Annotated in this window: 15 protein-coding genes; 7 read left to right on the top strand and 8 right to left on the bottom strand. The window is 74.4% G+C overall.

All coding sequences use genetic code 11. The features are described from left to right. Positions 1-20 precede the first annotated feature (20 nt). From ACWF9Z_RS00460 to ACWF9Z_RS00445, 4 genes are all read left to right on the top strand, one after another. A complete protein-coding gene (locus tag ACWF9Z_RS00460; RefSeq protein WP_453595889.1) occupies positions 21-1,205 on the top strand; it encodes a hypothetical protein in 1,185 nt (394 codons plus the stop codon). A gap of 65 nt (positions 1,206-1,270) precedes the next feature. Then, positions 1,271-2,170: an SDR family oxidoreductase gene (locus ACWF9Z_RS00455; RefSeq protein WP_453595886.1), complete on the top strand. Its 900-nt coding sequence runs from the start codon at positions 1,271-1,273 to the stop codon at positions 2,168-2,170. A 40-nt stretch (positions 2,171-2,210) separates the two neighbouring features. Then, positions 2,211-2,816, top strand: a complete 606-nt coding sequence (locus ACWF9Z_RS00450) for a TetR/AcrR family transcriptional regulator (protein WP_453595883.1) — start codon at positions 2,211-2,213, stop codon at positions 2,814-2,816. Positions 2,817-2,855: 39 nt separating this feature from the next. Next, positions 2,856-3,656 carry a hypothetical protein gene (locus ACWF9Z_RS00445; protein ID WP_453595880.1) on the top strand — a complete coding sequence of 267 codons (801 nt, stop codon included), beginning with the start codon at positions 2,856-2,858 and terminating at the stop codon, positions 3,654-3,656. Here the strand turns inward: ACWF9Z_RS00445 and ACWF9Z_RS00440 are convergent. The 5 genes from ACWF9Z_RS00440 to ACWF9Z_RS00420 form a co-directional block, all read right to left on the bottom strand. Further along, a complete protein-coding gene (locus ACWF9Z_RS00440) occupies positions 3,643-4,476 on the bottom strand; it encodes an enoyl-CoA hydratase/isomerase family protein (protein ID WP_453595877.1) in 834 nt (277 codons plus the stop codon). The two genes, ACWF9Z_RS00445 and ACWF9Z_RS00440, sit on opposite strands and share 14 nt — an antisense overlap. A 23-nt stretch (positions 4,477-4,499) precedes the next feature. Beyond that, positions 4,500-5,270 carry a PIG-L deacetylase family protein gene (locus ACWF9Z_RS00435; RefSeq protein ID WP_453595874.1) on the bottom strand — a complete coding sequence of 257 codons (771 nt, stop codon included), beginning with the start codon at positions 5,268-5,270 and terminating at the stop codon, positions 4,500-4,502. A gap of 132 nt (positions 5,271-5,402) precedes the next feature. Next, the gene (locus ACWF9Z_RS00430) at positions 5,403-6,725 is read right to left on the bottom strand and encodes an alpha/beta fold hydrolase (RefSeq protein WP_453595871.1); all 1,323 of its coding nucleotides are present in this window, start codon (positions 6,723-6,725) and stop codon (positions 5,403-5,405) included. A 208-nt stretch (positions 6,726-6,933) separates the two neighbouring features. After that, complete coding sequence (locus ACWF9Z_RS00425; RefSeq protein WP_453595868.1) at positions 6,934-8,019, bottom strand: S-(hydroxymethyl)mycothiol dehydrogenase; 1,086 nt, start codon at positions 8,017-8,019, stop codon at positions 6,934-6,936. 108 nt (positions 8,020-8,127) lie between these two features. Then, positions 8,128-9,252: a LysR substrate-binding domain-containing protein gene (locus ACWF9Z_RS00420; RefSeq protein ID WP_453595865.1), complete on the bottom strand. Its 1,125-nt coding sequence runs from the start codon at positions 9,250-9,252 to the stop codon at positions 8,128-8,130. Between the two features lie 70 nt (positions 9,253-9,322). On the opposite strand from ACWF9Z_RS00420, the gene ACWF9Z_RS00415 reads away from it, so the two are divergent. From ACWF9Z_RS00415 to ACWF9Z_RS00405, 3 genes are all read left to right on the top strand, one after another. Further along, entirely contained in the window at positions 9,323-10,219 is an 897-nt protein-coding gene (locus ACWF9Z_RS00415) for a dihydrodipicolinate synthase family protein (protein ID WP_453595863.1), read from the top strand. A gap of 168 nt (positions 10,220-10,387) precedes the next feature. Beyond that, positions 10,388-11,416, top strand: coding sequence for a DUF5954 family protein (locus ACWF9Z_RS00410; RefSeq protein ID WP_453595860.1), 1,029 nt, complete (start codon positions 10,388-10,390; stop codon positions 11,414-11,416). Positions 11,417-11,774: 358 nt separating this feature from the next. After that, positions 11,775-12,581 (top strand): transglycosylase SLT domain-containing protein, encoded by an 807-nt coding sequence (locus ACWF9Z_RS00405; RefSeq protein ID WP_453595857.1) that lies wholly within the window; start codon positions 11,775-11,777, stop codon positions 12,579-12,581. 18 nt (positions 12,582-12,599) lie between these two features. On the opposite strand, the gene ACWF9Z_RS00400 is transcribed toward ACWF9Z_RS00405, so the two are convergent. The 3 genes from ACWF9Z_RS00400 to ACWF9Z_RS00390 all read right to left on the bottom strand — a co-directional run bounded on the left by ACWF9Z_RS00400 (position 12,600) and on the right by ACWF9Z_RS00390 (position 14,991). Then, positions 12,600-12,968 carry a 5-carboxymethyl-2-hydroxymuconate Delta-isomerase gene (locus tag ACWF9Z_RS00400; protein ID WP_453595854.1) on the bottom strand — a complete coding sequence of 123 codons (369 nt, stop codon included), beginning with the start codon at positions 12,966-12,968 and terminating at the stop codon, positions 12,600-12,602. 113 nt (positions 12,969-13,081) lie between these two features. Then, on the bottom strand, positions 13,082-13,687 hold the full coding sequence (locus ACWF9Z_RS00395) for a response regulator (protein WP_453595851.1): 606 nt from the start codon (positions 13,685-13,687) through the stop codon (positions 13,082-13,084). Further along, entirely contained in the window at positions 13,684-14,991 is a 1,308-nt protein-coding gene (locus tag ACWF9Z_RS00390) for a sensor histidine kinase (protein ID WP_453595848.1), read from the bottom strand. The genes ACWF9Z_RS00395 and ACWF9Z_RS00390 overlap by 4 nt, the downstream gene beginning before the upstream one ends. Positions 14,992-15,030 lie beyond the last annotated feature (39 nt).

Below are 15,030 nucleotides of genomic sequence, written 5' to 3'. Positions count from 1 at the left end.
CATCCTGGGGGAAGCACCACATGACCAGAAGCATGTCCGCGGCCGGAGCCGCCCTCGTCCTGGCGGGCCTCATCACGACCGCGGGTCCGGCGGCGGCCGCGCCCGCCACGGCCCCGGCCGCCGCTCCGGCCCCGGCCGCGTGCGCGCCGGACGTCATCAGCCTGCCGGCCCTGCCCGCCGGCCCCTGGACCACCGGGGCCGTGAACGACCTCGGGGCGGACGGCCTCGCCGTCGGCGACAGCCTCGGCCTTCCCGCGTACTGGACCGCGGACCACGCGGTCCACGCCGTCCCGCTGCCGGCCGGCTTCGAGAACGGCAAGGTCAGCGCCGTCAACGCCAAGGGCCTGATGGTCGGCAGCCTCGAACGCTCCTCCGACCACGCCCGGGCCGCCTTCACCTACCGCCAGGGTGACGCGGCGGTCCGGCTCCTGGCCGGCGCCACCAGCACGGGCTCCTCCGCCGACGACGTCAACGACGCGGGCCACGTCGTCGGCATGGACTCCGGGACGGCGAAGGAGTGGGCGAACGGCGCCGTCGTCCGCGAACTCCCGGTCCCCGCGGACGCGCACCCCAGCACCAAGATCGTCTCGCTGGACGGCATCAACAAGCGCGGAGACGTGCTCGGAACCGCCCACACGGAGTACGTGGACGTAGAGAACGACGCGGTCGTCAGCAAGACCTTCCCGGTGGTCTGGCCGGCCGGCGGCGGCTACCCGCCGTACAGCCTCCCCGTCTGGAACGAGACCTACTGGACGACGGGCACCCAGGCGAGCGGCATCGACGACAAGGGCCGCGTCGTCGGTTACGAGGCGGAGAACTACCGGGAGCTGCGGCGCCGGACCCCGGCCGTCTGGAAGAAGCCGTACGACGCGCTGCCCACCAGCCCCGGGCTGGTCTCCGGCTACGAGCAGCTGACCTTCGACGCCATCACCCCGACCACGAACGTGACGGTCGGCTCGGCCGTCACCTTCGTCGAGGGCTACGCCCGCTACGTCCAGGCCGCCTACTGGCCGGGCACGGGCACCCCGCTCGTCCTCCCGAACCCGGCGGGCGCGAGCACCGACGTCAACACCGAGGCCCGTACCGCCTCGGACGACGACCGGGTGGGCGGCTCCTTCCGCGATCTGGCCACCGGGGTGAACAGCGCGGTGATCTGGACGTGCGCGAGCAAGCAGGCCTACGCACCGGCGCAGCGGGCGAGGTAGCGCGGCGCAACTGCCCCCGGCACGGGCATGGTGATCTCGGCGTCCGCACGCTATCGATGGGGCGCATGGAGAACCCCACGCGCGGCCTGCCCGCGCCGCCGCCGCTCGGTTCGGCCGCCCTGCCGCCCGGCACGTACGCGGGTCAGGTGGTGCTCGTGACCGGGGGCGGCACCGGTCTGGGCAAGGCGATCGCCGCCGAGTTCGCGCGGCTCGGGGCGGACCTGGTGATCGCCGGCCGCCGGGCCGAGCAGCTCGAGGCGGCCCAGGCGGAGTTGGCGGCCACACCCGGCGCGGCCCGGGTGACGGCCGCGGTCTGCGACATCCGGGACCCGGAGCGGGTGGCCGGGGTGTTCGACGCCGCCGAAGCGGCCTTCGGCCGGCTGCCGGACGTGCTGGTCAACAACGCGGCCGCCAACTTCCCGTGCCCGGCGGAAGACCTGTCCCCCAACGCCTGGCGCGCGGTGGTCGACATCACCCTCACCGGCACCTGGTTCATGACCCGGGAGTTCGGCCGCCGCCACCTCGGCGCGGGCAGCCCCGGGTCGATCGTGAACATCGGGGCCTCGTACGCCTGGACGGGAGGCCCGGGCTTCGCCCACAGCGCCGCCGCCAAGGCCGGGGTGAAGAACCTGGTGGAGACCCTCGCCGTCGAGTGGGGCCCGTACGGCATCCAGATCAACGGACTGGTGCCGGGGCTGTTCCCGCACGCGGACATGAGCGAGGACATCCGGGGCGGCCTGGACAGGGCCGCCCCGGGCGCCAGGGACGCCCGGCAGCCCGCGCTACGGGTCGGCGCGCCGCGCGAACTCGGCTGGGCCGCCACCTTCCTGGCCTCGCCCTACGCCCGTTTCATCACCGGCCACACCCTGGTGGTCGACGGCGCGAACTGGCAGCGCCGCTCCCTCGTCAACCCCGAAGTGGTCACGGTGCGCGAGCAGTTGGGCCGCGCCCCGTTCACCCGGTGAAGCGGTTACGGTTCCTGTCGATCCCCCTGGAGGTGCCGCGATGATGACGTCGGTGAGTACGGGCCGCCCGTCCTTGACGGAGCGGCGCAGGGAGGCCACGCGCTACGAGATCGCGGAGGCCGCGGCCGCGCTGTTCTCCGAGCAGGGGTACGAGACCACGACCGTCGAGGACATCGCCCGGGCGGCCGGCATCTCCCTGCGCACCTTCTACCGCTACTGCCCGGCCAAGGAGGACGCGCTGACCCCGGTACTGACGGCCGGGGTCGCCACGCTGGTGGAGGAGATGGCCCTGCGCCCCGCGGCGGAGGCGCTCACGGAGGCCGCCCAGGCCGCCTTCACCCTCGCGACGGCGGGCGCGCGCTACGAGGGGCCGGGCCAGACGGTCCGGCTGATCCAGGTGATGAGCGGGGTCCCGGCGATCCGCCTGCGCTGGCTCGCGGCCGCCCGCGCGATGCAGGACCGCCTGATCCCGGTCCTCGCCGCCCGCACGGGCCGCCCCGAATCCGCGCTGGAGACCCGCCTCCTGGCGGCCCTGCTCATCGACGCGGTCACGGTCGCCCTCGAACACTGGGCCGCCGAGGGCGGACGGGAACCCCTCCCCTCGGTCTCGGCCCGCGCCCTGTCCCTGCTGCGCCTGGAGGAGTAGCGGGGACGGGATGTCAGTGGCCCGGGGCAGTATGGCCCCATGCCTCTCGTTGATCTGACCTTCGAACAGTGGCGCTCGGCCGACCTGCCGACCGTCCGCCGGACCGTCCGGGAAGCCGCGGACCGGGTGGGCGGCCGGGTGGCCCGCGTCGACGTGGTCGAACACCTCGGCGGCCCCCTGCACCGTGCGCTCGTCGAACGGGACGGACGGGAGTTCGCCCTCGTACCCGGCGGGACGCTCCGGCTCGGCTTCGATCCGCAGGGCTGGGAACCGACGCCGGAGGAGGCCGCCGACTACGCGGAGAGCCTGGCCGAGGGATACGGCTACGGGCTCGGCCTCAAGGAGTACCTCGCGGCCACGCTGAGTCCGCCCCGGACCGTCACGCTGGAGACGGTGCTCATGGCGGTGGAGAACGAGACCCTCGACGAGCTTCCCGCCGACGTCCCGGCCGTCCTCGCGGCGCGCGGGCTGCGGATGCCCTCGGCGGACGAGTGGGAGCACGCCTGCGGGGCCGGGGCGCGGACCCTCTTCCGGTGGGGCGACAGCTGCCCCCTGGAGGAGCCTTCCTGGGGCGGCGCGGACGGCCCCCGGTCGCAGCCCAACGCCTTCGGGCTGCGCATCGCCTACGACGCGTACGCCGCGGAGCTCAGCGCGGACCCGGGCGCCGTGCACGGCGGGGACGGCGGCGAGGCGGTGTGCGGCGGTTACGGGAACCTGCTGGGCTGGCTGCCACTGGCCACCGCGAACCGCAACCCCTCGATGGCCGAGTTCGCGTACGGACCCGACGGCGCGGACGTCGTCGAGGCGTTCTCCACCCGTCCGGTGCTCAGCCTCCGGTGAACCGCGGGGGGCGGCGGGCCGCCTGCGCCGTGTAGCCCTCGCGGCAGTCCTCCGAGGTGAGGGTGAGGGCCGCCGTCATCGCCACCCGGTCGAGGGCCGCGGGCAGGGCCGCGTCCGCGTAGGAGTCGATCGCCCGCTTGATGCCCTGGACGGCGAGCGGGGCGTTGGCCGCGATCTCCACCGCGAGGGCGCGGGCCACCGGCTCCAACTCGTCCGGCGGGACCACCTCTTGGACCAGATGCAGCCGCAACGCCGTCCGCGCGTCGATGCGGCGGCCCGTCAGCGCGAGGAACTTGGCCCAGCCGGCGCCCGCCTCGCGGGCGATGCGCAGATCACCGCCCGCGTCCACCGCGACCCCCAACCGGGCTTCGGGCAGGGCGAAGACGGCGTCGTCGGCCGCCACCCGGATGTCGGCCATCAGCGCCAGCTCGAAGCCGAAGCCCAGGCAGTAGCCCTGCACGGCGGCCACCACCGGCTGCGGCAGCCGGGCCAGGACCGCGAAACGTTCGTGGACCCAGCGGATGCCCTCGTAGTAGTCGCGGTTGCGCGCGGCCGCCGTGGCGCCGGTGATCGCCCCGCCCGGGGCGGTCACGTCGATGCCCGCGCAGAAGGCCCGCCCCTCGGCCCGCAGCAGGACCACCCGTACCGCCGGGTCGAAGCGGATCCGGTCCGCCAGCAGGCCCAGCTGGCGCGTGGACTCCCAGCTCCAGCCGTTGAGTTTGTCCGGCCGGCAGAGGGTGAGTTCCGCGATCCCGTCCGCGACGTCCAGCCGGATCCGTTCCTCACCCTCCGCGATCTCCGTGCTGATGGTGTCGATCACGCGGACACCTTAGGGCGCGCCCCTCACCGCGGGAAGACCTCGAACGCCACCGCCGGGCGGCCGCCGAACCGGGCCGCCGCCTGCTGGGCGTTGCCCGTCAGGAAGGCGCGTGCGTACGTCTGCGGATCCTCGTCCGTCAGGACCTCGATGTACGCCTTGTGCTCCATCAGGGACTTCACCGCACGCTCCAGGCCGGGACCGGCGTCCGCCGCGTGCGTGGGCGTCGTGGTGCCCGACACCGCGACCCAGCGCACCCCGTTCCACGGCTCGAGGCCCTGCTCCGTGAGGAGTTCGGGGAAGATCCAGCGGTTGCCCGCGTCACCGGCCGCGTCCAGGGCGGCCCGGCCGACCGCCTTGTGGTCGGGGGTGTTCCACCAGCCGCCGCCCTCGGCCCCGCCCCAGGTGTCGCGGTGGTTCATGGTGATGACCAGCTCGGGCCGGTGCCGGCGGATGGCCGCCGCGATGTCCCGGCGCAGGTCGAGGCCGTACTCGACCACGCCGTCGTGGTAGTCGAGGAACTCGACGGTGCGTACCCCTACCACGGCCGCGCTCGCGCGCTGCTCCGCCTCGCGCAGCGGGGCGCACTCGGCGGGGGCGAGCGTGTCGATGCCGGCCTCCCCGCGCGTGGCGAGCACGTAGACGACCTCCCGGCCGCCGTCCGTCCAGTCGGCGACGGCTGCCGAGCAGCCGTATTCCAGGTCGTCGGGGTGCGCCACGACCGCCAGGGCGCGCTGCCAGTCGGTGGGCATGGGTTCCAAGGGCGCGGGCCCGGGACCGTCCTGTCGTTGTGTCATACGCCGCACACTATGCAGAGGGACGGCCGCACGCGCGTCGTCACCCCGCTCGACGCTCCCCGGGACCTCCTCCGACCCGCCCGCGGCCCCGGTCAGCCGGTCCGCGCGCCGGTCAGCCGGTCCGCGCGCCGGTCAGAGCTCGTCCCGGACGAGCGCCAGCAGCCGGTCCAGGACGCGCGGGCCGCCGGAGCGCACGCCGTCGTGCTCGAACTCGTCGGTCACCCAGGTCCGCAGTCCGCGGACGGTCCGGGCCGTGGCCAGGGACTCCTCGGTCCCCACGTACAGGTCGTCGTGGTAGACGGCCGCGGCCACCGGCACCTCGTTGGCGGCGAGCCGCGCGGGATCGTACAGGGGCGTCCAGCCGGTACGGGCGGCCAGCAGCTCGGCGGTCTCCCGCAGCGGTGCGAGCGCCGGATCGCAGTCGAAGTGCCAGGGGTGGATGGTCTCGCCCGTGAAGTACAGCGGCCCGTCGCCCTTGAGGGTGGCGGCGGCGTCGAACCGCGGGTGGCCCGCGCGGGCCCCCTCGGCGGCCCAGCCGGTGGGCGCGAGCGGGTCCTGGGCGTAGATCGCCTCGTGGACCAGCGCGTAGAGGGGGTGCCCGGCGAAGGAGAGCTGCGCGTGCACGGCCTCCAGGAAGCCGTCGGAGAGCGCCGGACCGGTGGGGGTGGGGACGAAGGCGTTCTCCAGCAGGTAGTGGAGCTGGTGGCTGCCGTCCTCGACCCCGAGGAGGATGCCGAGGGACTGGAAGGCCTCGACCGTGAGCCGGTAGCCGCCGGGGAGTACGGCCGGCTGCTCGGCGAGGTGCGCCGCGACGGCGCGGGCGCGCTCCACGTCCATGGGGTAGCGCGCGTAGTGCGCCCGGTTCTTGCGCTCCATGCGGGGGTACGCCGCCTCGTACACCTCGGTGGCGGTCGCCTCGAGGGGCGGCAGCCCGCCGGTGATCAGGGCAGCGGTGAGGCCCTCGGGGGCGGCGCAGAGGTAGTGGGTGGCGCAGAAGCCGCCGAAGCTCTGGCCGAGGACCGTCCAGGGCGCGCCGCCGGTGAGGAGGGGGCGGACGGTCTCGGCGTCGCGCACGATGGAGTCGGCGCGGAAGTGGGCGAGGTAGTCGGCTTGCTCTGCGGGCGTGCCGCGCAGCGGCAGGGTCTGCCGGTTGACCGGGGTCGAACGGCCGGTGCCGCGCTGGTCCAGGAGGAGAACCCGGTACTCCTCGAGGGCCCGCCCCAGCCAGGCCTGGCGCCCGATGAACCGGCGGGCGCCGAAGCCGGGACCGCCCTCCAGGTAGAGCAGCCACGGCAGGGGCCGCGGGTCCTTGCCCGCGGCCACCACCTCGCGCGCGTACAGGTCGATCCGTTCGCCGTCCGGGCGTGCGTGGTCGAGCGGGACGGTGAAGTGGTGGTCGGTGAGTACGACACCGGGCTGGCGGTAACTTCCGCCGGCGGTGGGCGCGGGGGTCACGGGGCTCCCTGGAATAGGCGCGGTGCGGTGGGTTGCGCGCACGTCGCCCCGGAGCCGGTGGGGTGGCGGCCAGAGGGGGCGGCGAGCCCGGCCGAGTGTACGTGAGGTGATCGAAAAGGACGGGCTTGCCCCGGCGCTGTCCACCGGGGCGAGCCCGCTCACTCGGCCCGACCGCCCGGTCCGCGCCGCGGACCGGACCCGCCGGCCGTCAGAACTCGACGACCGAGCGGAGCACCTCGCCCCGCTCCATCCGTGCGAAGGCCGCCTCCACGTCGTCCAGCGCGATCCGCTCGGAGACGAAGGCGTCGAGGTCGAGCCGCCCCTGCAGGTAGAGGTCGACGAGCAGCGGGAAGTCCCGCTCGGGCAGGCAGTCCCCGTACCAGGAGGACTTCAGGGCGCCTCCGCGCCCGAAGACGTCCAGCAGCGGGAGTTCGAGCCGCATCTCCGGCGTCGGCACTCCGACCAGGACCACCGTCCCGGCCAGGTCGCGCGCGTAGAAGGCCTGCCGGTAGGTCTCGGGGCGGCCGACGGCCTCGATGACCACGTCGGCCCCGTGGCCGCCGGTCAGCTCCTGGACGGCCTTGACGACGTCCTGCGTACCGCCGTTGACGGTGTGCGTGGCGCCGAGGCCGCGCGCCCATTCCAGCTTCCGGTCGTCGAGGTCCACGGCGATGATCCGCGAGGCCCCGGCGAGCCGGGCCCCGGCCACGGCGGCGTTGCCCACTCCCCCGCAGCCGATGACGGCGACGGAGTCGCCGCGTTCGACGTTGCCGGTGTTCAGGGCCGCGCCGAGGCCCGCCATCACCCCGCAGCCCAGCAGTCCCGCGGCCGCGGGCGAGGCCGCCGGGTCCACCTTGGTGCACTGGCCGGCGGCGACCAGGGTCTTCTCGGCGAAGGCGCCGATGCCGAGCGCCGGGGACAGGGGGGTGCCGTCCTCCAGGGTCATCGGCTGGGTGGCGTTGTGCGTGGCGAAGCAGTACCAGGGGCGGCCGCGCTTGCAGGCCCGGCAGGTCCCGCACACCGCCCGCCAGTTGAGGACGACGAAGTCGCCCGGCGCCACGGACGTGACGTCCGGGCCGACCGATTCGACGATCCCGGCCGCCTCGTGACCGAGCAGGAAGGGGAACTCGTCGTTGATGCCGCCCTCGCGGTAGTGCAGGTCGGTGTGGCAGACCCCGCAGGCCTGGACCCGTACGAGGGCCTCGCCCGGCCCCGGATCGGGGACGAGGATCGTCGTCGTCTCCACCGGAGCGCCCTTGCTCCGGGCGATGACCCCTCGTACGCGATGCGTCACGTGCTACCCCGATCTGATCACGGTTCCGTCTGATGGGCCGGAGCCCCCGAGGGGGATTTCCGCCGGCCCCGTCAACGTACACGCGCGCTCCCGTGGAGGGGAGTTGCCTCACGTCCCGGCGCGCTGGGAGGTGGCCAGTTCCGGCGGTACCGCCGCCCGCAGGGCCGTGCCGAAGGCGGCCACGGCGGGGTGGGCGCCGGCCCCGCAGCGGAAGGCCAGTTTGGTGCGCCGCTCCATCAGGAGCCGGGTGAGGGAGACGGCCGGGTCCACGTGCCCGGCGATCCCGAGCTGCGGCACGACGGCCACGCCCTGGCCGGCCGCGACCAGCGCGAGGACGGTGGCGAACTCGTCGACCTGGTGGCGGATCCTCGGCGTGAATCCGGCGGCCTGGCAGGCCCGTACGGTCATCGCGCGGCACAGGGTGCCGGGCGTGGCGGTGATCCAGGGCTCGTCGGCGTGGGTACGGAGCCTCGCGCCCTGCTCGGCTCCGGCGTGCGCGGCCCGGTCCGCGGCGGGCGGCTGCGGCTGCGCGTGCGGGGCCGGGCCGGCCAGGCCGTCGCGGGCGGCAGACCCGGACGGGCCGGACGGGCTGGACGGGCCGCTCGGATCGGCCTCGCCGGCCCCGTCGGCGGTCGTCGCGGCGAGGCCGGTCCGAGCGGCCCGGTCCGCGCGGTCCGGCCGGCCCGTCGGCTCGGCCCGGTCCGCCGGTACCGCCAGGTACATCGCCTCCCGGTACAGCGGCTCCGTCGCCAGCCCCGGCTCCTGCCGCGCGGGGACGAAGTCGTACTCGTGGATCAGGGCCACGTCCAGGTCCCCGGCCCGCAGCGCGTGCGCGACGGCCGCCGGGTCGGTCTCGGACACCATCGGCTCCAGCCCCGGGTGGCGGCGGGCCAGCGTGGTCAGGGCCGCCGGGACGATGGCCCGGGTGGCGGTGGGGAAGGACCCGATCCGCAGGGCCCCGGCCAGGCCGCTGCGCGCTTCGGCGAGATCGGCGTCGGCCTGTTCCAGGAGTTCCAGCACGGCCTCGGCGTGCACGACCAGGTTCTGCCCGGCCGGGGTGAGCCGGACCCGGCGCCCGGTGCGCTCCAGCAGCGGCAGGCCGGCTTCGCGTTCGAGGACGCCGAGCTGCTGGGACACGGCCGAAGGGCTGAAGGACAGCGCTTCGGCCACCGCGGCGATGGTGCCCCGGCGGGCCAGTTCGCGCAGCAGGCGCAGGCGTCGTACGTCGAGCATCGGATCAGCTTACGGTTTGCGTAAGGAACGCGAACTGGATTCGACGCTCGGAGCGCGCGAGCCTCGACCCATGACACCGAACAGCACGCCGCAGAGCCCGCACGGGATCCACGTACCGCTCATCACCCCCTTCACCGCGGCCGGGGAGGTCGCCGCCGAGGCCCTGGAGGCGCTCGCCCACGAGGTCCTCGACGCGGGCGCCGTCGGCATCGTGGCCCTCGGCACCACCGCGGAGACGGCCGCCCTCGACGAGACGGAGCGCGACCTCGTCACCGACGTCTGCGCGCGGGTCTGCCGCGAGCGGGGCGCGCTGCTGAGCGTCGGCGCCGGGGCGAGCGGAACCCGGGCCGCCGAGGAATCGCTCGCGCAGCTCAAGCGGTGGCCCGAGGCGACGGCGGCGCTGGTGACCGTGCCCCCGTTCCTGCGGCCCTCGGCCGCGGGGGTGCTCGCGCATTTCACGCGGCTGGCGGAGGTGAGCCCGCTGCCGCTGATCATCTATCACATCCCGTACCGGACCGGGCAGCCGCTCGACGCGGCGACACTGCGGGCGATCGGGGCGCTGCCCGGGGTGGCGGGGGTCAAGTACGCCGTCGGCTCCGTGGACCAGGACGCGGTGGCCCTGCTCGGTGACCTGCCGGACGGCTTCGAGGTGCTGGCGGGCGACGACACGTACCTCTCCCCCATGCTCGCCCTGGGCGCGGCGGGCGGGATCCTCGCCTCGGCCCATCTGGCGACGGCCCGGTTCGTCGAGCTCGCGGAGGCCTGGCGGGCGGGCGACGTGGAGCGGGCGCGCCCGCTGGGCCACGCGCTGGCCCGCCTCTCCGCGGCGGCCTTCGCGGAGCCCAACCCGGCCGTCGTCAAGGGGGTGTTGTACGCCCAGGGCCGGATCCCGACCCCGGACGTCCGCCTCCCCCTGCTGCCGGCGAGCGAGGAATCGGTGGCGGCGGTACAGCGGGAACTGGCCTAGCCCGACGGATCAGGGGCGGAGCCCCGGCCGCGGCCCATCAGACCACCCCCTGGGGGTGATCCGGGCCAGGCACCCCGGCCCGGAGACGGGCTAGCACAACCTCAGCCATTCGGGGCCGAGTTGCGCATGCTCCCGGCGGCAGGCCGGGAGCTGTGCCCAGAATGCGGCATGAGCAGTGAGGTACCCCCCGGGAGCGAGCACCTCTACATGAACGTCGTGCACGCGGAGCACCCGGTGGCCGCGGCTCAGGAGGCCGACGCCACCGACGCCGCGCAGCGGTACGACCACTACATCGTCCGGGGGCCGCTCTTCGGCATCGCCTGCCAGGAGCAGGGCGACGGGCACCGGTGGCGGGTCCTGAAGCCGGTCGTCGAAGGCTTCCCGCAGGACGCCCGCGACAGCCTGAACTCCTTCCTGTGGTTCCGGGCCAAGGACGACACCGACGACCGGGCGGTCCGCCGGGAGCTGCTGGCGGCCGTCACACGGCTGGAGACGGAGCCGGTCAACGAGGTCACGGCGGCCGGCACCCGCTACCGGGTGGTGCGGTGCGACGAGATCGTCTACGGCAACAGCGAGGGGCCGGAGCCGCCCCGGCCCACCGATCCGGAGCCCGCCGACCCCAGCTGGGACCCGGACGCCGAGGATCCCGGGCTCGACGTGGGCTTCGTGATCGACCACATCGCGGCGACCGGCGTCATGGAGGCCACCGAGCGCCTCGCGCTCATGGGCCTGCACTACCGCAGCCCCCGCTACCCGGCGGACGTACGGGCCGACTCGCGGCGGGCCCTGCGCACCCATGCCGGGATCGTGCTGCTGCCGACCGCGTTCCGGGTGCTGGAGCGCACCGGCGCGGGCTGGGAGCCGGCGACGACGACGCTCGCGAGCCCGCACGCCGCGCGCCGGGCGCTGCTCCAGCTGCTGACCTGGCCCTGGCCGGCCCCGTACGAGCGCGCGGAGGGCCCGGAGCGGGCCGGGTACGCCCGGGTGGCGGAGGAGTTCCGGGCCGCCGGTGACGCGGACCGCGTACGGCTCGACGACGGCCGGGAACTGCTGGTCGTGCGGATGCGGCGGGTGGTCCGGATCGGGCCCGACGGGCCGGAGACGGCCCGGCCCTCGGACGAGGAGGAGGGCGGTTGCGGCCCCTCCAGGATGCACCCGCGGATGGACGAGGACGGCACGGTCACCCAGGAGACCTGATTGACCCGTGATGGGCGATTCGCCACCAACGGGCGGCTCGCCCGAATCACGCCCGGCGAAGGGCGACTTGCCCGTAATGGGATTCCACCCGCCGACCCGTGATGTGAGTCACGCCCGCCCCGCCACCGCCACACATCCGGAAGGAGCGATTCCCTTTTCCCGGGCGGAAAGTTGGGAATTCCCGAACTCCTTTTCAAGGTCATCCATCGAACCGTCGGCGGAGAGTTGATCTCTCCGCCTCATTCGTGTCTTGTTCCGTCCCCGCGGATTCGCTTACGGTCGCCTCGTTCCCGGTGGTCAGCTACTTAAACCCGCCGCCGCCAGGGCTCTCCCGCACTTCCACGTGAGGAATTCCGCCATGCCCGCAAAGGGAAAGCACCGTCGGCCGAAGCACCACCCCATCACGCGCAAGCTGGCCCTGGCCGGCACCGGGAGCGCGGCCCTGGCCCTTCCACTGATCAGCGCGACCACGGCCGGCGCGGCCGAGGTGAAGGCCGCCCCCCTCGTGGTGAAGGCCGCCCCCGTCGTGGTGAAGGCCGCGCCGACCGTGGTGAAGGCCGCCCCCGTGGCCGTGAAGGCCCTCCCCCTGACGTACTCCGTGGTCAGCGGCGACAACCTGAGCAAGATCGCGGAGGAGCACTCCGTCGGCGGCGGCTGGCAGGAGCTCTACGCGGCCAACCGGAGCACCGTCGGCGCCAACCCCTCGATCATCCGGCCCGGCCTGAAGCTGAGCCTCACCGCCGCCGCTCCGGCCGCCCAGGCCGCTCCGGCCGCCCAGACCGTCCCGGCCGTCCAGACCGCCGCGGCCGTCCAGACCGCCGCGGTCAAAGCCCCGGCCGGCTACGCGGACAACCTCGACGGCTGGATCCGCGAGTCGCTCGACGTGATGGCACAGCACGGAATTCCCGGCAGCTACGAAGGAATTCACCGCAACATCATGCGTGAATCCTCGGGGAATCCGAGAGCCATCAACAACTGGGACTCCAACGCCGCGGCCGGCATACCCTCCAAGGGCCTGCTCCAGGTCATCGACCCGACCTTCCTCGCCTATCACGTGGCCGGTACGTCCATGGACTCCTACGACCCGGTCGCCAACATCACGGCCGCCTGCAACTACGCGGCCGCCCGCTACGGTTCGATCGACAACGTCAACGGCGCCTACTGACCCGGCCGGGGGCCCGGTTCAGCCCTCGATGTACTTGCGGTACGACGCTCCCAGGTCGTTGACGTCCACCGAGACGTGAACGACGGCACCGGGGCCGGACGCCCCGGTGGACGCGTACGTGCGCAGCAGGGCGAGCACGGCATCGGCCAACTCGGCCTTCACGGCCTCGGTCCGGCCCGCCAGCAGGCCCACCTGCACGTGGATGAGCGCGTGTTCGGGCGAGCCGTCGCCCACGTACACCTCTTCGAGGCAGCGGAAGCGGGTCTTGCAGTGCTCGACGGTGGTCTCGACGAGTTCGGCCGTCACCGGGTGCAGCGCGAGCGCGAAGCCGCGCCGGTCGAAGGCGTCGGACAGACGGGCCGAGTAGTCGACGGTGATCTGCGGCATCGGAGGCTCCGGCTTCGTGGGGATGCGGTCGCGAGCTGTACCCGCTGTGCGGGACGTGCGTGGCATGCGGGACGTACGTGGTGTGCGTGCTGCCCCGCCGTTCTTCCCGAAGCCTAGAGCCAGCCCTGGCGGCGGGCCGCGCGGACGGCCTCCATGCGGTTGCGGGTGCCGGTCTTGCCGATGGCCGAGGACAGGTAGTTCCGCACGGTCGACTCGGACAGGTGGAACTTCGCGGCGATATCGGCGACGGTGGCTCCGTCGACCGCCGCGTTCAGGACGTCCGCCTCGCGCGGGGTCAGCGGATTCGGGCCGGCGCTGAGGGCCGCGGCCGCGAGCGCGGGGTCGATCACGGTCTCCCCCGCGAGCACCCGCCGTACCGCCACGGCCAGTTCCTCCACCGGGCCGTCCTTCACCAGGAACCCGGCCGCCCCCGCGTCCATGGCCCGGCGCAGATAGCCGGGCCGGCCGAAGGTGGTGAGGATCAGCACCCGGCAGCCGGGGCACTGGCGGCGCAGGTCCGCCGCCGCGTCGAGCCCGCTGCGGCCGGGGAGTTCGATGTCGAGCAGGGCCACGTCGGGCCGGGTCTCCAGGGCGGCGGGCACGATCTCGTCCCCGGCCGCGACCTGCGCCACGACCTCGATGTCCTCCTCCAGCCCGAGGAGCAGGGCCAGGGCGCCGCGCATCATGCCCTGGTCCTCGGCCAGCAGGAGCCTGATCATCGGCGTTCCCCTTCCGTCGGTACGGTGTCCTCGTCCACCGGGAGCTCGGCGGTGACCCGGAAGCCACGGCCGCCCGGGGCCGGACCGCTGACGAGGGTGCCGCCGGCCGCCGCCAGCCGTTCGGCCAGACCGGTCAGTCCACTGCCCGCCAGGCTCCCGACCGCGAGGCCGCCGCCGGCCGTGAGATCACCGCCCGTCGGACCGCCGCCCGGTGGCGCCGAGCCTACGCCGCCGCTCCCGTCGTCCGTGATCACCAGCCGGACCCGCTCCGCGGAGCCGCGGACCTCGATCTCGCAGCCGGTCGCACCACTGTGCCGGATCACGTTGGTGACGGACTCGCGCACCACCCAGCCCAGCAGCGCCGCCGCCTGCGGGGGCAGCGGCGGCCCGGACTGGCGGACGACGGGCCCGATCCCGGCAGCGGTCAGGGCGCCGCGGGCCCGGTCCAGCTCGCCGGCCAGACTCGCCTCGCGGTAGCCGGTGACGGCCTCGCGGATCTCCACGAGGGCCTGGCGGCCGACGGACTCGATGTCGGCGACCTGGGCGAGCGCCGCGTCCATGTCCCGGGGCGCGAGCCGGCGGGCCGCCTCCGACTTCACGACGATCACCGACAGCGTGTGGCCGAGCAGATCGTGCAGGTCCCGCGAGAAGCGCAGCCGCTCCTGCTCCACGGCGGCCCGCGCCAGCTCCTGCCGGGTGTCGCGCAGCTCCCGCACCGTCTCCGACAGCGCGAGGATGGCCGCCGTGACCATCCCGGACAGGAAGGTCCCGTAGACGACCCCCGCGGCCCCCCATCCGTCGTGGTACGCGGCGATCGCCCCGCCGAGGGCACTGAGGCCGAGCACCGTCACGCCGAGGACGCGGCCCCGGAGCACGGCCCCGGTGGCCAGGCCCAGCAGGGGGAAGAAGGTCAGCCAGCTGCCGCCGTAGGCGAGGGCCAGTCCGCAGGTGACCAGAGCCATCGCGACCAGGCTCCAGCGGGTGCTCGCGGCCTCCCGCGCCTGCCGGTGGAACGCGCGGAACACCACGCTGATGTAGAGGGAGTTGAAGATCAGCAGGCCGACGATCCCGACGGCCGGGTTGGGGGTCTTGCCCTGGAGGATGTTGGAGAAGGCGCCCATGCCCATCAGCAGCCAGGGCAGCAGGGTGAGCCCGCCGTTCACACCGACCGGGCCGCGCTCCCCTTCCCCGCCGCGGCCCGGCGTGTCCTCGCCGGGCTTCCCCGCGCGCCCCTTGCCCGGACGCCGCCCGCCCGCGCTCCGCTTGCCGCCCGAGGCCGCACCCACGCCCATGTCCGTGCCCATGTCCGTGCCCCGCTCCGCGTCGTGTGCCGTTCCGTTTCG

Source organism: Streptomyces sp. NPDC054961 (assembly GCF_053609145.1).
This window is presented reverse-complemented; position numbering and strand designations above follow the sequence as displayed.